The organism is Pseudomonas sp. A25(2017), assembly GCF_002001065.1.
In the GTDB taxonomy this organism is placed as follows: domain Bacteria; phylum Pseudomonadota; class Gammaproteobacteria; order Pseudomonadales; family Pseudomonadaceae; genus Aquipseudomonas; species Aquipseudomonas kilonensis.
Genome location: NZ_MUOA01000048.1, coordinates 1 through 20,942 on the forward strand (window position 1 = coordinate 1; position 20,942 = coordinate 20,942).

General features: G+C 62.0%; 17 protein-coding genes and 1 pseudogene. 8 read left to right on the forward strand and 10 right to left on the reverse strand.

Annotated features, from left to right (window positions below; all coding sequences use genetic code 11):
• Together B0E42_RS31445 and B0E42_RS09005 are read left to right on the forward strand one after the other, a co-directional pair.
• Positions 1-96: pseudogene (locus tag B0E42_RS31445) on the forward strand (IS110 family transposase); the annotation flags it as partial.
• A 163-nt stretch (positions 97-259) separates the two neighbouring features.
• Positions 260-1,570, forward strand: coding sequence for a sorbosone dehydrogenase family protein (locus B0E42_RS09005; RefSeq protein ID WP_018610394.1), 1,311 nt, complete (start codon positions 260-262; stop codon positions 1,568-1,570).
• A 145-nt stretch (positions 1,571-1,715) separates the two neighbouring features.
• On the opposite strand, the gene B0E42_RS09010 is transcribed toward B0E42_RS09005, so the two are convergent.
• The 5 genes from B0E42_RS09010 to B0E42_RS09030 form a co-directional block, all read right to left on the reverse strand.
• Positions 1,716-2,252 (reverse strand): C40 family peptidase, encoded by a 537-nt coding sequence (locus B0E42_RS09010; RefSeq protein WP_018610392.1) that lies wholly within the window; start codon positions 2,250-2,252, stop codon positions 1,716-1,718.
• Positions 2,253-2,416: 164 nt separating this feature from the next.
• The gene (locus B0E42_RS09015; protein ID WP_053189704.1) at positions 2,417-3,043 is read right to left on the reverse strand and encodes a C40 family peptidase; all 627 of its coding nucleotides are present in this window, start codon (positions 3,041-3,043) and stop codon (positions 2,417-2,419) included.
• Positions 3,044-3,255: 212 nt separating this feature from the next.
• The gene (gene hda / locus B0E42_RS09020; RefSeq protein ID WP_003178999.1) at positions 3,256-3,960 is read right to left on the reverse strand and encodes a DnaA regulatory inactivator Hda; all 705 of its coding nucleotides are present in this window, start codon (positions 3,958-3,960) and stop codon (positions 3,256-3,258) included.
• Positions 3,961-4,129: 169 nt separating this feature from the next.
• Positions 4,130-5,203, reverse strand: coding sequence for an AI-2E family transporter (locus B0E42_RS09025; protein ID WP_077506241.1), 1,074 nt, complete (start codon positions 5,201-5,203; stop codon positions 4,130-4,132).
• Between the two features lie 32 nt (positions 5,204-5,235).
• Positions 5,236-6,294, reverse strand: a complete 1,059-nt coding sequence (locus B0E42_RS09030; RefSeq protein WP_077506242.1) for a DUF2066 domain-containing protein — start codon at positions 6,292-6,294, stop codon at positions 5,236-5,238.
• 366 nt (positions 6,295-6,660) lie between these two features.
• Here B0E42_RS09030 and purM point away from each other — a divergent pair, with 366 nt between their 5' ends.
• From purM to B0E42_RS09055, 4 genes are all read left to right on the forward strand, one after another.
• Complete coding sequence (gene purM, locus B0E42_RS09035) at positions 6,661-7,719, forward strand: phosphoribosylformylglycinamidine cyclo-ligase (RefSeq protein ID WP_018610352.1); 1,059 nt, start codon at positions 6,661-6,663, stop codon at positions 7,717-7,719.
• Entirely contained in the window at positions 7,719-8,369 is a 651-nt protein-coding gene (purN, locus tag B0E42_RS09040) for a phosphoribosylglycinamide formyltransferase (protein ID WP_018610350.1), read from the forward strand. Before purM ends, purN begins: the two co-directional genes overlap by 1 nt.
• 8 nt (positions 8,370-8,377) lie before the next feature.
• Positions 8,378-9,091, forward strand: a complete 714-nt coding sequence (locus tag B0E42_RS09045; RefSeq protein ID WP_018610347.1) for a DUF3108 domain-containing protein — start codon at positions 8,378-8,380, stop codon at positions 9,089-9,091.
• Positions 9,092-9,474: 383 nt separating this feature from the next.
• Positions 9,475-9,669 (forward strand): hypothetical protein, encoded by a 195-nt coding sequence (locus B0E42_RS09055; protein WP_053181103.1) that lies wholly within the window; start codon positions 9,475-9,477, stop codon positions 9,667-9,669.
• Positions 9,670-9,856: 187 nt separating this feature from the next.
• Here the strand turns inward: B0E42_RS09055 and B0E42_RS09060 are convergent, their stop codons facing one another.
• The 5 genes from B0E42_RS09060 to cysM all read right to left on the reverse strand — a co-directional run bounded on the left by B0E42_RS09060 (position 9,857) and on the right by cysM (position 16,078).
• Positions 9,857-10,396 (reverse strand): DUF2058 domain-containing protein, encoded by a 540-nt coding sequence (locus tag B0E42_RS09060; RefSeq protein ID WP_003204668.1) that lies wholly within the window; start codon positions 10,394-10,396, stop codon positions 9,857-9,859.
• 26 nt (positions 10,397-10,422) lie between these two features.
• On the reverse strand, positions 10,423-11,256 hold the full coding sequence (gene mazG / locus B0E42_RS09065) for a nucleoside triphosphate pyrophosphohydrolase (protein WP_018610342.1): 834 nt from the start codon (positions 11,254-11,256) through the stop codon (positions 10,423-10,425).
• A 202-nt stretch (positions 11,257-11,458) separates the two neighbouring features.
• Entirely contained in the window at positions 11,459-13,705 is a 2,247-nt protein-coding gene (gene relA, locus B0E42_RS09070; RefSeq protein ID WP_014339754.1) for a GTP diphosphokinase, read from the reverse strand.
• Positions 13,706-13,805: 100 nt separating this feature from the next.
• Positions 13,806-15,176, reverse strand: coding sequence for a 23S rRNA (uracil(1939)-C(5))-methyltransferase RlmD (gene rlmD / locus B0E42_RS09075; protein ID WP_077506243.1), 1,371 nt, complete (start codon positions 15,174-15,176; stop codon positions 13,806-13,808).
• Positions 15,176-16,078 carry a cysteine synthase CysM gene (gene cysM, locus B0E42_RS09080; protein ID WP_003204682.1) on the reverse strand — a complete coding sequence of 301 codons (903 nt, stop codon included), beginning with the start codon at positions 16,076-16,078 and terminating at the stop codon, positions 15,176-15,178. The genes rlmD and cysM overlap by 1 nt, the downstream gene beginning before the upstream one ends.
• A gap of 818 nt (positions 16,079-16,896) precedes the next feature.
• Between cysM and B0E42_RS09090 the strand changes: the two genes are divergently transcribed.
• Positions 16,897-19,647, forward strand: a complete 2,751-nt coding sequence (locus tag B0E42_RS09090; RefSeq protein ID WP_018610335.1) for a response regulator — start codon at positions 16,897-16,899, stop codon at positions 19,645-19,647.
• A 191-nt stretch (positions 19,648-19,838) separates the two neighbouring features.
• Positions 19,839-20,828 (forward strand): 2-hydroxyacid dehydrogenase, encoded by a 990-nt coding sequence (locus B0E42_RS09095; RefSeq protein ID WP_046062522.1) that lies wholly within the window; start codon positions 19,839-19,841, stop codon positions 20,826-20,828.
• Positions 20,829-20,942: the final 114 nt, after the last annotated feature.

Genomic DNA, 20,942 nt, shown 5'->3' on the forward strand with positions numbered 1-20,942 from the left:
ACAACCGAAGCATTAGTGGCACTGGCCCGCAAGCTTGCCCGAGTGGTATTCGCCCTGCTGAAGAACCAGAGCGAATACTTACCGAAAGGCATTTAAGGGGTAGCCCCGTACCATAGAATCTCCCACACTGGATTTTCAGCAGACACAAAATCCATATGCATCACAGGGACCTGCCTGGCTGACAGTCCTACCCACGGTTGAACCATCACGCGTCTATGCTCCTCTATGATTAACTACATGCATTCATAGGGAAGCCCGCATGCTCAAACCCACCCATCTTTTGATCGTCACCGTTGCCGCAGGACTTGTCGCTTGTGGCGAGTCGTCCACCTTGCAAGTCTCCGACGGCACCGGCCCAGCGCCGAAACTGCCCGAACCGAACAAGACCCTGATCCCCACCCTCAACATCGCCGAAGCCGTCGGCTGGCCGCAAGGCGCCAAGCCAACCCCGGCCCCGGGCCTGCAAGTGGGCGCGTTCGCTGAAGGACTGGACCATCCGCGCTGGCTCTATGTACTGCCCAATGGCGATGTGCTGGTGGCCGAAACCAACGCCCCGCCCAAGCCGGACGACGCCAAGGGCATCCGGGGCTGGGTGAAGACAAAAGTCATGGACCGCGCCGGCGCCGGCGTGCCCAGCCCCAATCGCATCACCCTGTTGCGTGACGCCAATCACGACGGCATCGCCGAAACCCGCACGGTGTTCCTGGAAAACCTCAACTCGCCGTTCGGCATGACCCTGGTCGGCAATGACCTCTACGTGGCCGATACCGACCGGCTGATCCGCTTCCCCTACAAGGACGGTGATACGCAAATCCAGGCGCAGCCGACCAAGGTCGTTGATCTGCCCGGGGGCACACTCAACCGTCACTGGACCAAGAACGTGATTGCCAGCCGCGACGGCAGCAAGCTGTACGTCACCACCGGTTCGAACAGCAACGTCGCGGAAAACGGCATGGAGGCCGAAGAAGGTCGCGCCGCCATCTGGGAAGTGGACCGTGCCAGCGGCAATCACCGCATCTTCGCCTCAGGCCTGCGCAACCCCAACGGCCTGGCCTGGGAGCCCCGCAGCGGTGCGCTCTGGACAGCGGTGAACGAGCGGGATGAGATCGGCAGCGACCTGGTGCCGGACTACATCACGTCGGTCAAGGACGGGGCCTTCTATGGCTGGCCCTACAGCTACTACGGGCAGAACGTCGATGTCCGGGTCGAACCACAGAACCCGGCCCTGGTGGCCAAGGCCATCGCCCCGGACTACGCTGTCGGCCCTCACACCGCCTCATTGGGCCTGACCTTCGCCGAGGGCAGCAGCTTGCCTGCACCGTTTACCGAAGGGGCTTTCATCGGCCAGCACGGCTCGTGGAACCGCAAGCCCCACAGTGGTTATAAAGTGATTTTCGTACCGTTCAACGGCGGCAAGCCGGTGGGACAACCCGTGGATGTGCTCACCGGCTTCCTCAACGCCGACGAAAAAGCCCTGGGGCGGCCAGTGGGCGTAGTGATCGACAAGCAGGGTGGGTTGTTGGTGGCCGATGATGTGGGGAACAAAATCTGGCGTGTTTCAGGTAAATAAGACCGACACACCTGTGTGGCGAGGGGATTTACTCCTGACCTGTGGGAGCAAGGCTTGCCCGCGATGAAGGCGATGCGGTCTTTCAGAGATCGAGGTGCCTGTTTCGCGAGCAAGCTTTGCTCCCACAGATCAGGGCAACAACAACTCAGGGATTGCGCGCCAGGTGTTCCGGCTGCAACACACGCTTGGCGCCCAGATAGGCCTTCTGCCAATAAGCCTTGGACAGGCTATCGAGCTTGACCGTACCACCCGTGGCCGGCGCGTGAACAAAACGCCCCTCGCCGACATAGATCCCGGCATGGCTGACCTGGGAACCGCCGTTGGTGGCGAAGAACACCAGGTCACCGCTCTGCAGCGCGTCCTTACCCACTTCAGGGGCCCGCATGCTGATCATTTCCCGCGTGGAACGTGGCAGAGCAATACCCGCAGCGTCGCGGTACACATAGCCAATCAGGCCACTGCAATCAAAACCCGAATCTGGCGTGTTACCACCCCAGCGATAAGGCGTGCCCACCAGGCCAAGCGCCCGGAAGAGTACATCTTCGGCGGCCGGGGAAAAGGGTTGCGCGGGAGCAAAGACTATCGGAGCCCGCACTGGAGCAGGCGGCGGTGGCGTGCGGCTGGCGCACGCGCTGAGCAGCGCGGCGAGAAACATGAGAGCGAGGCGGGCCGACGTCGACATATGCAGAACAATCCTGATCTGGATGCGGCTTTTCTGCCGTGGGCATGAAAACAAATCCGCCTGCGGAGTACGCAGGCGGATTGCCATCAAACAATGATCAGGATTCTAGCGACTATATGGCAAACTTCAAGTAAGACTTTAAGTTTGCCTTACAAACTGTGTGCTTACTTGCGAGCAGTAACCACAGTCGGTGCCATGGCGAGGGCGCGCTTGGCTTCGATGAAGGTCTTGTTCCAGTAGCTGTCGCCCAGGCTGTCGATCCGCACGCCACCGCTGCGGCGGCTGCTGGAATGGATGAACTGGTTGTCGCCCAGGTAGATACCGGCGTGGCTGACACGACCGCGACGACCGTTGGTGCTGAAGAACAGCAGGTCACCGGGTTCCAGTTGGTTGCGAGCCACCAGTGGGGCGTTCACGTTGATCATTTCGCGAGTGGAACGCGGCAAGTTCATGCCGGCCTCTTCGCGGAACAGATAACCAATGAAACCGCTGCAATCGAAGCCGGCTTCAGAGGTACCACCAAAACGGTAGCGGGTACCGATCAACGACATGCCGCGTTCCAGGATGCTGTCAGCCAGTACTGGAAGCTGGTAAGGCTTGCTGCCGGCGAAGGCTGCGAGCTCTTTGTCGGAGGCCATTTCTTCCTGGAACGCAACGGAGGAAGACTGGGCGGTAACGGTATTCTTGACCTGAGGTTGTGGCGCTTGCTGGGTCACTGGAGAGTGGGCAGCGCAACCAAACAACAGGGTAACGAGTGCGAGAGGCACGAGGGGTGCGAAGCGATTTAGCATGGGCACGACCGTGGCTGAAGTAGTAAAGATGGCGAGACTATGCCTTCTATCAACCTCATTTGCAAATTCAATCGATGCAAATGTGACTTCTCGGTTTTACGTTTACATCTAAGCGCTTAAGCCCATTTTGAACGTCACGTGGCCTGCCGCCCAGCAGGACCGCGGGTTTCGCCGCGCCCAGAGCAGGCGAAGAGCCACTACTTGCAACGGTTCTACCAGCCCAAAGTTTCTTTCAAAAAAGGAATAGTCAGCTTGCGCTGGGCCTGGAGTGAGGCCTGGTCGAGGCGTTCGAGCAGTTCGAACAACGCGCTCATGCTGCGGGTGCCCCGGGTGAGGATGAAATGCCCGACTTCGTCGGTCAGGTGCAGGCCACGCCGGGACGCACGCAGCTGCAAGGCACGAAGTTTGTCTTCGTCGGACAGCGGGCGCATCTGGAAAATCAGCGCCAGGGTGAGACGGGACTTGAGGTCCGCCAGCTTAACCGGCAGCTCCCGTGGCGACGTCGACGCGGCGATCAGCAAGCGCCGACCGCTGTCGCGCAACCGATTGAACAGGTGAAACAGCGCTTCTTCCCAGTCAGCCTTGCCGGCCACGGCCTGGAGATCGTCCAGGCAGACCAGTTCGTACTGCTCAAGGTTGTCGAGGATCTCAACACCGCGGTCGAGCAACTCGGCCAACGGCAGGTACACCGCCGGTTCGCCCAATTGCTCGAACCGCAGGCACGCGGCCTGCAACAGATGCGTGCGCCCTACCCCGTCCTTGCCCCACAGATAGATCAGGCTTTCGGTCCAGCCGGCGTCGGCTTCGCAAAGCCGCTCGACATAGCCGAGTGCTGCGGCATTGGCGCCTGGGTAGTAATTGATAAAGGTGGCGTCATCACGCAGACGCACACCTAGGGGCAGCTGAATCGGTTTCATGCTGACTGAACAGTTCCCAAGGAACCGTTAGTGGCCTCTGTGTAAAGTGCGCAAAGTTTATACCCGTGGCGCGGACCGCACAATGCGCCGGACCACGAGCAAAATCAAAGGTTTGCAGCGGTAAGACAGCGGAGCGGCGGTTTCCCTGACGCTCCGCCCGACATTCGCCCTACAGATCAGGGTCTCCGGCGCCACTATAGATGTCCGAATCCTTGTACAAATCGTGCATATGACGCACCAGCACCATGATCACCGCCGCCACCGGCAGCGCCAGCAGGATCCCGGTGAAGCCGAACAACTCGCCCCCCGCCAGGATCGCGAAGATCACCGCCACCGGATGCAGGCCAATGCGGTCGCCCACCAGCAGCGGCGTCAGCACCATGCCCTCCAGGGCCTGACCGACCATGAACACCGCGACGATGCCCACCATCGGGTACAGGTCGCCGCCGAACTGGAACAATCCGGCGATCAATGCCGCGCCAATACCAATCACAAAACCCATGTACGGCACGATGGCGGCCAGGCCGGCGATCAGGCCGATCAACAGGCCCAGCTCCAGGCCCACCAACATCAGCCCTGCCGCATAGATGAAACCCAGGGCCACCATCACCAGCAGTTGCCCGCGCACGAACGCCCCCAACACTTCGTGGCATTCGCCGGTCAGGGTCATGATGCGTTCTTCACGGTGACGCGGCAGCAGACTGCGAATCTTCGCCATCATCAGGTCCCAGTCCCGCAGCAGATAGAAGGCCACGACCGGAATCAGCACCAGGTTCGCCAGCCAGCCGATCAACGCCAGGCTCGAGGCCGTGGCCTGGCTCAACACCACGCCGACGATGTCGGTGGTCTGGCCCATGTGCTCGCTGATAGCCGCCTTGACCTTGTCAAACTTCCAGAAACCGTCCGCCAACCCCAGCTTCGACTGCACCCACGGCACCGCGCTGTGCTGCAACCAATCGAGCATCTGCGGCGCCAGTTCGTACAGGCGCAGCAGTTGCTTGGCGAGCATCGGGATCAGCACCAGCAACAGCGCGCCCACGATCAAGGTGAACAGCGCAAACACCGCCACCACGCCCCAGGTCCGCGACAGGCCGAGTTTTTCCAGGCGATCCACCACCGGGTCGAACAGATAGGCCAGCAGCAGCGCAACCAGGAACGGCGTAAGGATCGGATGCAGCAAATAGATTAGCGCAATCAGCAGGGCAACCCCGCCCAACCAGAACCAACGCCGCGTATCGCCCATGAACCACTCCTAGCTATATAAAGAAAGAAAACCTACCAGCGGAACCGCAGATTGGCTGCCGGCGCCGGCACAGGTGCTGCAACCGGGGCCGAGCCATCGGCGGCGGGCGGCGCCACGGGCACTGGCGCGACGGCCTCGCCGGGCGGGATCTCCTGCAGTTTCGCCAGGGACAACTGCGCCTTCAGTTGTTCGGCACTGCCGTTGACCCGATAGACGATCCGGTCGCCTTCGACCCGCTGCAACTGCCCACCAAATGGTTCGAGCAAACGCCCAAGCGCCGCATACCGCTCAAGGTTCATGCCCTGCACCTCCAGCAACTGTTCAGTCGCCACGCCCGGCTTGGCGACGAAGCGTGGCGCCAGGCGCTGGTTCACCGCCAGCATCACCGCGTCAGCCAGTGCGGCCGGATCGGCGCCCTGGGCAGTGCCCTGCTCACGCTGCTCGCCCAGCCACAAGCGCCAGGTGCCGTGCCACTGTCCACCCTCTTCCTTGGCATGGACCGCCAGCAAGGCGTCTGTCGCGTAGCGCTCCGAGGCATCGCGCAAAGGCGCCGGGTCGCTGCCTTCCAGGTTGGGTGCGGTGGCAACGATCTGCTCGCTCAAGTCCGCCAGCGGCAGGTGCAATGCCAGCCCCCGATGCTGGGCGGCACGCCGCAATGGCGTGGCGCTGGCCTGGCCATCGCCCACCAGGCTGGAGCCCTCGGCTGAGTCGTTCAGCCACCAGCCCAGGATCGATGGCCGGTTCGCGCTCCACAGCGACAAGCCTGCCGAACGCAATGCCCGGTCGGTGCTCGCCGGGTCGAAGTCCACCTTGAGGCTTTCCGGCGGGCCGGCGTCGTAGCCATATTGAAGAATGATCTGTTGCGGGTCCTTGCGAATCGCCGCCAGGCCAGGATTCTGGGCAGCCTTGGCGTCGCCGGTCAGGCGCAGCACCAGCGTGTCCAGGGCGCGCAGCGTCGCCTGGTTGCGCTCCTCCGGGGTCTGGCTGGCGACCGGTTCGAGCACCTGATAGAGGCCATTGACGGTTTCGGCATGGCTCGCCAGGCTGATCAGCGACAAGCAGCTCACGGACAAGAATTTGAACAAACGCATGGAAGATTCCCGGACATAACGGCTGGAACAGGCCGTGTGAAGAAGATTGAGCATGGCTGTGACCACAGCAACCGGCAAAACATTCACACGCCCGGTGGAAGTTTCGCACGGTCATCACCATAACCGGTTACCGCTACACCTTATACAGACGCGCTACGCAGTACCAATATAAGAAATATCGGTTTTTTTCCGTGGATATGTCCCTGCCCGTCGGCGCGAGGATGGCCGCTGCCCCTCAAGCCTGATAAAATCGCGCGCCTTCGCAGACCGGCAATGGCTGGGCTCCCGGAATAATTCGTACAACGGTTATTCAATGGCCCCGGCGTCGGTCGTTACCCAGAAATCCCCCCCCTAAAGGCCTGGATCATGAGCAAGCAACCCTCCCTGAGCTACAAGGACGCCGGTGTAGACATCGACGCCGGTGAAGCATTGGTCGAACGCATCAAGAGCGTCGCCAAGCGCACTGCGCGTCCGGAAGTCATGGGCGGCCTGGGCGGTTTCGGCGCCCTCTGCGAGATCCCGGCCGGCTACAAGCAACCGGTCCTGGTCTCGGGCACCGACGGCGTCGGCACCAAGCTGCGCCTGGCCCTGAACCTGAACAAGCACGACAGCATCGGCATCGACCTGGTGGCCATGTGCGTGAACGACCTGGTGGTCTGCGGCGCCGAGCCGCTGTTCTTCCTCGACTACTACGCCACCGGCAAGCTCAACGTCGACACCGCCGCCCAGGTCGTGACCGGCATCGGCGCTGGCTGTGAGCTGTCCGGCTGCTCCCTGGTCGGCGGCGAAACCGCTGAAATGCCTGGCATGTACGAAGGCGAAGACTACGACCTGGCCGGCTTCTGCGTCGGCGTCGTGGAAAAGGCCGAGATCATCGACGGCTCGAAAGTCGCCGCTGGCGATGCCCTGCTCGCCCTGCCGTCCTCCGGCCCGCACTCCAACGGCTACTCGCTGATCCGCAAGATCATCGAAGTTTCGGGTGCCGACATCGAAAACACCCAGCTCGACGGCAAGCCACTGGCCGACCTGCTGATGGCCCCGACCCGCATCTACGTCAAGCCGCTGCTCAAGCTGATCAAGGACACCGGCGCCGTCAAGGCCATGGCCCACATCACCGGTGGTGGCCTGCTGGACAACATCCCGCGTGTGCTGCCAAAAGGCGCCCAGGCCGTGGTCGACGTGGCGAGCTGGACCCGCCCGGCGGTGTTCGACTGGCTGCAAGAGAAAGGCAATGTCGATGAAACCGAAATGCACCGCGTGCTGAACTGCGGCGTGGGCATGGTCATCTGCGTGGCCCAGGAGCACGTCGAGACGGCCCTGAACGTATTGCGTGAAGCTGGCGAGCAGCCTTGGGTCATCGGCCAGATCGCTATCGCGGCCGAAGGCGCTGCACAGGTCGAGCTGAAAAACCTTAAGGCGCACTGATGTCCGCAACCTGTGACGTGGTGGTGCTGCTGTCCGGCACCGGCAGTAACTTGCAGGCCTTGATCGACAGCACACGGACCGGCGACAGCCCGGTCCGTATCCGCGCGGTGATTTCCAACCGCGCCGATGCCTACGGCCTGCAACGCGCCAAGGAGGCGGGTATCGACACCCGCGTCCTGGATCACAAGGCGTTCGAGGGCCGCGAAGCCTTCGACGCCGCGCTGATCGAGCAAATCGACACCTTCAATCCGCAACTGGTGGTCCTCGCTGGCTTCATGCGCATCCTCAGCGCTGGCTTCGTGCGTCACTACCAGGGCCGCCTGTTCAATATCCATCCCTCGCTGCTGCCCAAATACAAAGGGTTACACACTCACCAGCGGGCGCTGGAGGCCGGAGACACGGAGCACGGCTGCTCTGTGCACTTTGTCACCGAGGAACTCGATGGCGGACCACTGGTCGTACAGGCAGTAATACCGGTAGAGTTGCACGACACGCCGCAAAGCCTGGCGCAACGGGTTCACACCCGCGAGCACCAGATCTACCCGATGGCCGTGCGTTGGTTTGCCGAAGGAAGGCTGACCCTCGACGATCGCGGTGCCTCACTGGACGGCCAGTTGCTCGCCGCCAGCGGCCATTTGATTCGATACTAGGAGATTTTATGCGTCGCGCCCTGCTCTTCGCTTGCGCTCTGCTTGCCTTGCCCCTGGCACAGGCCGCAGACCTTCAACCGTTCTCCGCCAGCTACACCGCCGACTGGAAACAGTTGCCCATGAGCGGCACTGCCGAGCGCAGCCTGACCAAGGAAGCCAACGGCACCTGGAAGCTGAGCTTCAAGGCTTCGATGATGATCGCCAGCCTGACCGAAGAAAGCACCCTGACCCTGGACAAGGACACGCTGCTGCCACAGTCCTACCACTTCGAACGCGGTGGCCTGGGCAAAGCCAAGAAGGCCGACCTGGACTTCGACTGGAACACCAAGATGGTCACCGGCACCGATCGCGGTGACGCGGTCAAGCTGCCGCTCAACCGTGGCATGGTCGATAAATCCACTTACCAGTTGGCCCTGCAGCACGACGTGGCGGCAGGCAAGAAAAGCATGAGCTATCAGGTCGTCGATGATGGCGAAATCGATACCTATGACTTCCGCGTGCTGGGATCGGAAAAGGTCGACACCAAGGCCGGCCAGATCGAGGCGATCAAGGTCGAGCGCGTGCGCGACCCGACACAAAGCAAGCGCATCACCGTGCTCTGGTTCGCCAAGGACTGGGACTACCTGCTGGTGCGCCTGCAACAGGTCGAGACCGACGGCAAGGAGTACAACATCATGCTCCTGGACGGTACGGTCAACGGCAAGGCTGTGAAAGGCAGCTGATTGACGCCGATAACAAGAAGCCCCGCCGATGCGGGGCTTTTTATTTGCCAGGACTTCATGACCACCCAATGACCCTGTGGGAGCGGGCTTGCTCGCGAAAGCGGTGTGTCAGACAAAGCAGCTCCATCTGATACACCGCTTTCGCGAGCAAGCCCGCTCCCACAGGGGGTTTGCGTTCACTCAAGGATTGGCGCTGCCACATGAAACCTTTTTCATGAACGCCACCTGCGACCGAATGCCGCGCACTGCCTGGCCTGCAGGATTGCTGCGCTTTCCATGAAAATTTCTTAACACGCCGAAGCATTTACTTAGCACGCTACTAAAATCTATAACAAAGCCCTGCACACGCCTTGCTGCAGATAACAGAGATTGGAGCTTGCAAGATGACTGTGAAAGTAACTGAACGCGACGACGCTCACATGTCCCACGAAGGCATTGCCGCCGGTATCCGGATCTGGGATGTGCATCAACAGGATTTACTGGTGGGGATGTTCCACTCCGAAACGGACGCCCACAGCTACAAGGCCGAGCTGGAGTGTGAGGAGCGGCAGCGCTCGCGTGAGATAGCAGAATCCTGAACAACACAAACCCCTATGGGACTTGTGCCTGTGGGAGCAAAGCTTGCTCGCGATAGCACTGTGTCAGACAGAAAAATATTGCCTGATACTGCGCTATCGCGAGCAAGCTTTGCTCCCACAGGCTCCCACAGTTTTTCTGGAGGCCTCTGCAGATGCTCCAAGTTGTGCGTTTAGCTTACAGCCCCGCTTACCACATCAAATCATCAGGAATCTGATACGCCGCGTACGGATCATCGGCATCCACTTCTTCGGTCTGGGTGTTGAGCTGGACGATGCGCTGGGGGTCGCGCTCCTGGATCTTCAGGGCCGCCTCGCGCGGGATCACTTCGTAGCCGCCGGCATGGTGGACAATCGCCAGCGAGCCACTGCTCAGCTTGTTGCGCATCAGGGTGTTGACCGAGATGCGCTTGACCTTCTTGTCGTCGACGAAGTTGTAATAGTCCTCAGTGGTCAGCTTCGGCAGGCGCGAGACTTCGATCAATTGCTTGATCTGCGCGGCCCGAGCCTTCTGCTCGACCTTTTCCTGCTGCTGACGGTTGAGTTCCTGGTCGCGCTTGACCTTTTCGGCCATCGCTTCCTGAGCGGCGCGCTGCTGGGAGTCATCCAGTTCGATCTGGCCTTTGTGGGCCAGGCGTTGCTGCTTCTGTTTCTCTTTGCCGACCTGCTTGGCCTGCTTTTGGTTGACCAGCCCTGCTTTGAGCAACTGGTCGCGAAGGGAAAGGCTCATGGTGCTTACTCACTTAGGCAACGGCCTCAGCCACAGCTGGGCAAATTCTTTTCCTGACGTTTGGCTTCGCCCCACAAGGCGTCCAACTCTTCGAGGGTGCAATCTTCCATGGGACGGTGGGTGTCGCGCAATGCCTGTTCGATAAATCGGAACCGCCGCTCGAATTTTCCGTTGGCGTCGCGCAGGGCGGTTTCCGGGTCGACCTTGAGGTGGCGAGCCAGATTCACCACGCTGAACAGCAGGTCACCGATCTCGTCGCTGATGGCCACCGGATCATTGTCGGCCATGGCTTCGAGCACTTCGTCCAATTCCTCCCGGACTTTGTCGAGCACCGGCAACGGGCCTGGCCAGTCGAAACCAACCTGGGCCGCACGCTTCTGCAACTTCGCCGAACGGGACAACGCCGGCAGCGCCCCCGGCACATCGTCGAGCAACGACAACTGCTCGGGCGCCGCGGCTTTCTCGGCCCGCTCCTCTGCCTTGATTTCTTCCCAGCGCTGCTTGACCTGTTCTTCGCTCAGGCGCGGGATATCCATGGGCGCATACAGATCACCGGTAGGAAACACATGGGGATGGCGACGGATCAGCTTGCGGGTGATGCTGTCGACCACGCCGGCAAATTCGAAGCGGTTTTCTTCCCGGGCCAGTTGGCTGTAATACACCACCTGGAACAACAGGTCGCCCAACTCGCCCTGCAAGTGATCGAAGTCGCCGCGCTCGATGGCATCGGCCACTTCGTAGGCTTCTTCCAGGGTATGAGGGACGATGGTCGCGTAGGTTTGCTGGATGTCCCACGGGCAGCCGTACTGCGGGTCCCGCAGGCGGTTCATCAGGTGGAGCAGGTCTTCAAGGCTGTACATTAAATCCGTCTCATCACACAAAGCCCTGTGGGAAATAATCCATAGGAGCAGCCTGTGGTGAGAGAGCCTGTGGGAGCAAAGCTTGCTCGCGATTGGGGCTGTGGACCCAACCTATATAGAGGCTGACCCACCGTTATCGCGAGCAAGCTTTGCTCCCACAGGTCAGCCCCCACAGGCTTTCTCCCACATTAGTGGTTAGGGATCACCCCGGCGTCCGGTTACGCCGGGTCTCGATGATGTTCGGCAACTGGGAAATCCGCCCCAGCAACCGCCCCAGCGCATCCAGCCCCGGAATCTCGATGGTCAGGGACATCAGCGCGGTGTTGTCTTCCTTGTTCGAACGGGTGTTGACCGCCAGCACGTTGATCCGCTCGTTCAGCAACACCTGGGACACGTCACGCAGCAGACCGGATCGGTCGTAGGCGCGGATGACGATGTCCACCGGGTAGGTGAGCACCGGCACCGGGCCCCAACTGACCTGGATGATCCGCTCCGGCTCTCGACCGGCCAGTTGCAGCACCGAGGCACAGTCCTGGCGGTGAATGCTCACACCACGGCCCTGGGTGATGTAGCCGACGATCGCATCCCCCGGCAATGGCTGGCAGCAGCCGGCCATCTGGGTCATCAGGTTGCCCACGCCCTGGATCTGGATATCGCCGCGCTTGCCTGGCTTGTAGCCGGTGGCCTTGCGCGGGATCAGCTCCAGTTGCTCGTTGCCCCGCTCCGGCTCCACCAGTTGCTGGGCCAGGTTGACCAACTGCGCCAGGCGTAGATCGCCGGCACCGAGGGCGGCGAACATGTCCTCGGCGGTTTTCATGTTGGCTTTTTCGGCCAGCTTGTCGAAATCCACCTGCGGCAGGCCCAGGCGCCCGAGTTCACGCTCGAGCAAGGTCTTGCCGGCGGCGACGTTCTGGTCGCGAGCCTGCAACTTGAACCAGTGGACGATTTTCGCCCGTGCCCGCGAGGTGGTGATGTAGCCCAGGTTCGGGTTCAGCCAGTCGCGGCTCGGCGTACCGTGCTTGCTGGTGATGATCTCGACCTGTTCACCGGTCTGCAGGCTGTAGTTGAGCGGCACGATGCGCCCGTTGATCTTGGCGCCACGGCAGTTGTGGCCGATCTCGGTATGGACCCGGTAGGCGAAGTCCAGCGGCGTCGCGCCCTTGGGCAGGTCGATGGCGTGGCCGTCGGGGGTGAAGATGTAGACCCGGTCCGGTTCGATGTCGACACGCAGCTGTTCGGCGAGGCCGCCGATGTCACCCAACTCCTCATGCCACTCGAGGACCTGACGCAGCCAGGAGATTTTCTCTTCGTAATGGTTGGACCCGGACTTGACGTCGGTGCCCTTGTATTTCCAGTGGGCGCAGACGCCCAGTTCGGCCTCCTCGTGCATGGCATGGGTGCGGATCTGCACTTCCAGTACCTTGCCCTCGGGGCCGATCACGGCGGTGTGCAACGAGCGATAGCCGTTTTCCTTGGGGTTGGCGATGTAGTCGTCGAACTCCTTTGGAATGTGCCGCCACAAGGTGTGGACGATCCCCAGCGCGGTGTAGCAGTCGCGCATTTCCGGGACCAGTACACGAACGGCGCGAACGTCGTAGATCTGGCTGAATTCCAGGCCCTTGCGCTGCATTTTTCGCCAGATCGAGTAGATGTGCTTGGCCCGGCCACTGATGTCGGCTTCCACGCCGGTGGCCTGCAACTCTTCGCGCAGTTGGGTCATCACATCGGTGATGAAGCGCTCGCGATCCAGCCGCCGCTCATGCAACAGCTTGGCGATCTGCTTGTACTGATCGGGCTCCAGGTAGCGGAAGGACAGGTCCTCCAGCTCCCACTTGATGTGACCGATGCCGAGACGGTGGGCCAGGGGTGCATAGATGTCGAACACCTCCCGGGCGACGCGATTGCGTTTTTCGTCATCGGCAGACTTCACGGCGCGGATGGCGCAGGTGCGTTCGGCCAGCTTGATCAGCGCGACGCGCACGTCGTCGACCATCGCCACCAGCATCTTGCGCAGGTTTTCCACCTGGCCCTGGGTGCCCAGCACCATCGATTGGCGCGGGCTGAGGCTGGCGCTGATGGCGGCCATGCGCAGCACGCCGTCGATCAGCTTGGCCACCACCGTGCCGAAGCGCTGGCTGACCACCGGTAGCTGGATCTGCCCTTCGCGCACGCCGCGGTACAGCACCGCCGCCACCAGGGAGTCCTGGTCGAGCTTGAGGTCAGCGAGAATTTCGGCGATCTCCAGGCCCGTCTGGAAACTCGAGGTGCCTTCGGACCACAGGTTCTTCGCCGCGTTGTGTTGCTGCTCCGCCTCGCGAGCGAACTCGCAGGCGGCTTTCAAGGCTTCGCGATCCAGTGCCATGTCGACGCTGACCGCATGATCGAGCCAAGCCTCGAGATTGATACTGCCGTCAGTGTTGATCGGCTGGTGTGCTCTCACCTGTACCATCTTTACTTACCTTCCCTACGACGCAGATTCAATGCGTCAACTTCGCTGACCTTCATGCCCGTGTTTGCGCCCAGGACTGTGGCGGGTTGGCACGAACGGGTCAGTCGGACAAGCCATCCTGGCTCGCTTCAAATAACGCCATGGCCTCGACATGTGCCGTTTGAGGAAACATATCGAGAATCCCGGCACGTTTTAACCGGTAGCCCTGCTTGATCAGTTCGACCGTATCCCTGGCCAAAGTTGCCGGGTTGCACGATACATAGACCAACCGCTTGGCACCCAGGGACGACAGCTTGCGCACCACCTCGAAAGCACCGTCACGGGGTGGGTCCAAGAGTACCGCAGAAAAGCCTTCGCCGATCCATTCGGCATCGGCCAGAGGCTGGGATAAATCAGCCTGAAAAAAGGCAGTGTTGTTCAAATTGTTGCTGACGGCATTGGCCGCCGCACGCTCCACCATGGTTTGCACGCCTTCGACGGCCACTACCTGGCGCACGCTTTGGGCCAGCGGCAAGGCAAAATTGCCCAGGCCGCAGAACAGATCCAGCACCCGTTCCTCGGGGCGCGGCGCCAGCCATTGCAAGGCTTGGGCGATCATCGCTTCATTGACCCCGGCGTTCACCTGGATGAAGTCCCCCGGCCGGTACGCCAGCTCAAGGTCCCAGGCATCGAGGCGAAACCCCAGGGCCTGCCCGGGCTCGACCGGTTGCGGCTCACCTTCACCGTGCAACCACAACTGGGCTTCATGGAACGCGCAGAAGTCCTTGAGGATCGTCAGGTCGGCCTCCGACAGCGGCGCCATGTGGCGCAGCAATACCGCGAGGGACGAACCGGCGAACAACTCCACATGCCCCAGCGCCTGGGGTTTGCTCAAGCGACGCAGCATCTCCGGCAGGCGGCTCATGATCGGCTGCAAGGGCTGTACCAGCACCGGGCAATCACCGATGGCAACGATGTCCTGGCTGCCGACGGCACGGAAACCGACTTCGAGTTTTTTCGCCTTCTGGTCCCAGCGCACCGCCACCCGGGCGCGACGCCGATAACCGAACTCCGGCCCGCTCAGGGGAGCGGCCCATTCCTCTGGCACCACCCCGGCCACCCGCGACAACTGCTCGGCGAGCATGCGCTGTTTCAGGGCGAGTTGTTCGTCATGGGGCAAATGTTGGACGCTGCAACCGCCGCAGCGACCGGCATGAACACACAGCGCCGCACGCCGCAGCTCACTGGGCAGGAACACCCGCTCGGTGCGCGCCTCGACCACTTTGCCATGGGCACCGAGCACCCGCGCCTCGACTTCTTCGCCGGCCAGGGCGCCGATGACAAACCAGGTGCGCCCCTCGACAAAGGCGATGCCGCGGCCATCGTTGGCCAGGCGCTCAATGGTCAAGCGCTGCTTTTTACCGGTGGGCACTTGCGGGGCCCGGCTTCCGCCGCTGGGCTGGAAGCGCAAGCCTCTTTCTTGTTTGGCCATCAGTTGGGCGCGTCGAAAATGCCGGTCGACAGGTAACGGTCGCCACGGTCGCAGATGATCGCGACGATCACCGCATTTTCAACTTCCTTGGACAGGCGCAGCATCCCCGCCACGGCACCGCCCGAAGACACGCCGCAGAAGATGCCTTCTTCGCGAGCCAGGCGACGGGTCACGTCCTCCGCTTCGCTCTGGGCCATATCAATGATGCGATCCACGCGCTCGGCCTGGTAGATCTTCGGCAGATACTCTTCGGGCCAGCGACGAATGCCGGGGATGGCCGAGCCTTCCATCGGCTGCAGGCCGATGATCTGCACGTTCGGGTTCTGTTCTTTGAGGTAGCGCGAGGTGCCCATGATGGTGCCGGTGGTGCCCATCGAGCTGACGAAATGAGTGATGGTGCCGTCGGTCTGGCGCCAGATCTCAGGGCCGGTGGTGGTGTAGTGGGCCTCGGGGTTGTCGCCGTTGGCGAACTGATCCAGCACCTTGCCACGGCCCTCGGCCTGCATGCGCTCGGCCAGGTCCCGGGCGCCTTCCATGCCCTCCTCCTGAGTCACCAGGATCAACTCGGCGCCATAGGCCGTCATCGCCGCCTTGCGTTCGGCGCTGGAGTTGTCGGGCATGATCAGGATCATCTTGTAGCCCTTGATCGCCGCCGCCATCGCCAGGGCAATACCGGTGTTGCCGGAGGTCGCCTCGATCAGCGTATCGCCGGGCTGGATCTGCCCGCGCAATTCGCCACGGGTGATCATCGACAGCGCCGGCCGGTCCTTGACCGAACCCGCCGGGTTATTCCCTTCGAGCTTGAGCAAAAGCGTATTGGTGGTCACGCCGGGCAAGCGTTGCAAACGGACCAGCGGAGTGTTGCCGACGCAATCGGCGATGGTTGGGTACTGCAGAGTCATGGCGTATTCGCAATCCGGACTGCGGGGGCGCCTATCATACCGGCAAACCTGGCGCGGCCATATCACGCAAAGTAAGGGGGTTATGGCTTATGGGAATAAGCGAAGCGTGTGCTGCGTTGCGGGGGAGCTTGTCTACTCGCCACCGGATCCTCGCTTGCGCATGATGCTCAAGCCCCACGTAGTCGCTTCTGTATTCCACACAATCCTTTTCCTACAGATCTGAACGCTCAAATCGTGCATGCATATCTGTTGTAAGCACCGTCTGTAAGCACTCTTCCTGTCTGTTTGTGGGTTCGTTCCTTTTGTATTGGTGACCAAGCGGTCAAGGGTATCTGGCTTTACACCGTGTTCTTTACAGTCGCACCGCTAAACGTACGAGCAAGATGCAGAGCAATAACGATGGTCAACGCGAAACAAAAAGATCCACAGACCAGCGCCCGACAGGCCTGCGGGCAACGCTTGCGCAACCTATTGGAAGAGTACGACATCGCCCCGTCGGCTTTTGCCGAGGTACTACGTGTTAGCCCTCAATGCCTGACGAACTGGAGCGTGCGGGGTGTGCCTCGGTTGCGGATGGCGCAATTGGCGCGCTTGCTGAGTGTCAGTGAAGTTTGGCTGGCGATTGGGGAGGGAGAACGGACATGTGACCTCCATCGGGAGGTAGAGCAGGATCGAACGGGTTTCCAGGGTTGAGACTGGTGATGCACGGCGGACACGAATTTTACAAAGATCCCCCGCCCGCAAATCGCTACACTGCGCAGGTAATGCGTGCCGGATGCGCGCACCGCTCAATCAGACGCTGGATGCAGGAGACAAGTGTGCTCAAGAAACTGGGAATCAAAGGCCGCGTGCTGTTGCTGACCCTGTTGCCGACCAGCCTGATGGCGCTGGTCCTGGGCGGCTATTTCACCTGGATGCAGCAATCGGACCTGCACGCCCAATTGCTGCAACGTGGCGAGATGATCGCCGAACAACTGGCCCCGCTGGTCGCCCCGGCCATGAGCCGCCAGGACACCGATCTGCTGGAGCGCATCGCCACCCAGTCCCTCGAACAGGCGGACGTGCGCGCCGTAACCTTCCTCGCCCCCGACCGCATACCGCTGGCCCACGCCGGCCCGACCATGCTCAACCGGGCGCCGGAGGGCAACAGCACGCAGCTACTGCAACGCACCGGCAACGACGCCACGCGCTACCTGCTGCCGGTATTCGGCAAGCACCGCAACCTGGCGGGCGAACTGATTCCCGAAGAAGCCGACCGCCTGTTGGGCTGGGTCGAGTTGGAGTTGTCCCACAGCGGCATGTTGCTGCGCGGCTATCGCAGCCTGTTCGCCAGCCTGCTGCTGATCGGCGCCGGCCTGTGCCTGACCGCGTTGCTGGCCCTGCGCATGGGCCGCACGATCAACCGTCCACTGAGCCAGATCAAGCAGGCCGTGGCGCAACTCAAGGACGGCCATCTGGAAACCCGCCTGCCGCCGCTGGGTAGCCAGGAGCTGGATGAACTGGCCTCGGGCATCAACCGCATGGCCAGTACCTTGCAGAACGCCCAGGAAGAATTGCAGCACAGCATCGACCAGGCCACCGAAGACGTGCGCCAGAACCTGGAAACCATCGAGATCCAGAACATCGAGCTGGACCTGGCCCGCAAGGAAGCCCTGGAAGCGAGCCGTATCAAATCCGAATTCCTGGCGAACATGAGCCATGAAATCCGCACGCCGCTCAACGGTATCCTCGGCTTTACCCACCTGTTGCAGAAAAGCGAACTGACCCCGCGCCAGCTCGACTACCTGGGCACCATCGAGAAATCCGCCGACAGCCTGCTGGGGATCATCAACGAGATCCTCGACTTTTCGAAGATCGAGGCCGGCAAGCTGGTGCTCGACAACATTCCGTTCAACCTGCGCGACCTGCTGCAGGACACCCTGACCATCCTCGCCCCCGCCGCCCACGCCAAGCAGCTGGAACTGGTGAGTCTGGTCTACCGGGACACGCCGTTGTCGCTGGTGGGCGATCCGCTGCGCCTCAAGCAGATCCTCACCAACCTGGTGAGCAACGCCATCAAGTTCACCCGCGAGGGCACCATCGTCGCCCGGGCCATGCTCGAAGACGAGCACGAAGACAGCGTGCAGTTGCGCATCAGCATCCAGGACACGGGTATCGGCCTGTCCAACCAGGATGTGCGAGCGCTGTTCCAGGCATTCAGCCAGGCCGACAACTCGCTGTCGCGGCAACCGGGTGGCACCGGGCTGGGCCTGGTGATTTCCAAGCGCCTGGTGGAACAGATGGGCGGGGAAATCGGCGTCGACAGCACACCGGGCGAAGGTTCGGAGTTCTGGATCAGCCTGCGCCTGCCCAAGACCCGTGACGATGCCGAAGACCTGCCAGGCCCGCCGCTGCTGGGCCGGCGCGTGGCGGTGCTGGAGAACCACGAACTGGCCCGCCAGGCGTTGCAGCACCAGCTCGAAGACTGCGGCCTGCAAGTGACGCCGTTCAACACCCTGGAAAGCCTGACCAACGGCATCACCGTCGCCCACCAGACCGATCAGGCCATCGACCTGGCCGTGCTGGGCATCACCAGCAACGACATGCCACCGGAGCGCCTCAACCAACACATCTGGGACCTTGAGCACCTGGGCTGCAAAGTGCTCGTGCTGTGCCCCACCACCGAACAGACCCTGTACCATCTCTCGGTTCCCAACCCTCACAGTCAGTTGCAGGCCAAACCCGCTTGCACCCGCAAGTTGCGCCGCTCGCTTTCCGACCTGGTCAACCCACGCCCGACCCGCAGCGAACCCCATGAACCGGTTTCCAGCCGCGCCCCGAAAGTGCTGTGCGTGGACGACAACCCGGCCAACCTGTTGCTGGTGCAGACCCTGCTCGAAGACATGGGCGCCAAGGTGCTGGCGGTGGAAAGCGGCTATGCGGCGGTCAAGGCCGTACAGAAGGAAACCTTCGACCTGGTCTTGATGGACGTGCAGATGCCCGGCATGGACGGTCGCCAGAGCACCGAAGCGATCCGCCAGTGGGAAAGCGAGCGGCACTGCACGCCGCTGCCGATCGTCGCCCTCACCGCCCACGCCATGGCCAACGAAAAGCGCGCCCTGCTGCAAAGTGGCATGGATGATTACCTGACCAAACCCATCAGCGAGCGGCAACTGGCCCAGGTGGTGCTCAAATGGACCGGCCTGGCCCTGCGCAACCAATCGCCGGAGCGCGGCGGCGACGCCCAGGGCAGCAGCGAACTGCTGGTGCTCGATCACGAAGAAGGCCTGCGCCTGGCCGCCGGCAAGGCCGACCTGGCGGCAGACATGCTGGCGATGCTGCTGGCCTCCCTGGAAGCCGACCGCGAAGCGATCCGCCAGGCCTGCGAGGCCAACGATCACAACGCACTGATCGAACGCGTCCACCGCCTGCACGGCGCCACCCGCTACTGCGGCGTACCGCAATTGCGGGCGGCCTGCCAGCGCAGCGAAACCCTGCTCAAGCAACAGGATCCCAAGGCCGCCGCCGCCCTGGAAGAATTGGAGCGGGCCATCAACCGCCTGGCGAGCGAGGCGCGTATCAGCGCCTGATCCAGGGCAATACCCTTGGAACCGGAATCCCTGAAAATCCATGCTCCGACCCCGGACCGTAGGAGCTGTCGAGCGAAGCGAGGCTGTGATCTTTTGATCTTTCGCTTGCGACTCAATTGTCAGCGTAAAGATCGCAGCCTCGCTTCGCTCGACAGCTCCTACAGGCTAGTTTTTTCTGCCAGGAGGCCGCCATGCGCGTGATTTTTTTCAGCAGCCAGACCTACGACCGCGACAGTTTCACCCAGGCCCCGACGCCCGCGGGCCTTCAATTGCAATTCCAGCCCGCCCGCCTGAACCTCGACACCGTGGCCCTGGCCGAACGGCATGAAGTGGTGTGCGCCTTCATCAACGATGACCTCAGCGCCCCGGTGCTGGAGCGGCTGGCCGAAGGCGGCACACGGCTGATCGCCCTGCGCTCGGCCGGCTACAACCATGTCGACCTGCTCGCCGCCAAGCGCCTGGGCTTGAGCATCGTCCGGGTGCCGGCCTACTCGCCCCATGCCGTGGCCGAACATGCCGTGGCGTTGATCATGGCCCTCAATCGCTGCCTGCACCGCGCCTACAACCGCACCCGGGACGGCAATTTCAGCCTCCATGGGCTAACCGGGTTCGACTTGGTGGGCAAGACCGTCGGAGTGATCGGCACCGGGCAGATCGGCGCTACCTTCGCGCGGATCATGGCCGGCTTCGGCTGCCAGTTGCTGGCCTACGACCCCTACCCCAACCCGCAGGTCGAAGCCTTGGGCGCCCGCTACCTGCCCTTGGCCGATCTGCTCGCGCAAGCGCAGATCATCAGCCTGCATTGCCCGCTGAACGAACAGAGCCGGCATCTGATCAACGCTCAATCGCTTGCCGCGATGCAACGCGGCGCCATGCTGATCAACACCGGACGCGGCGGCCTGGTGGACACACCGGCCTTGATCGAGGCGCTGAAAAGCGGCCAGTTGGGCTACCTGGGCCTGGATGTCTACGAGGAAGAGGCCCAGTTGTTTTTCAAGGACCGCTCCGACCTGCCCTTGCAGGATGACGTGCTGGCACGGCTGTTGACCTTTCCCAATGTGATTGTCACCGCCCACCAGGCGTTCCTGACCCATGAAGCGTTGGCAGCGATTGCCATGACCACCCTGGACAACATCGCCGCCTGGGCGGCCGGCACGCCGCAAAACCTGGTAGACAGCTGATCCTCCCAGTCCCCCCTGTGGGAGCGGGCTTGCTCGCGAAGGCGGTGTTTCAGTTAGCCTATGTGTTGCTGACACACCGCCTTCGCGAGCAAGCCCGCTCCCACATTAGGGATG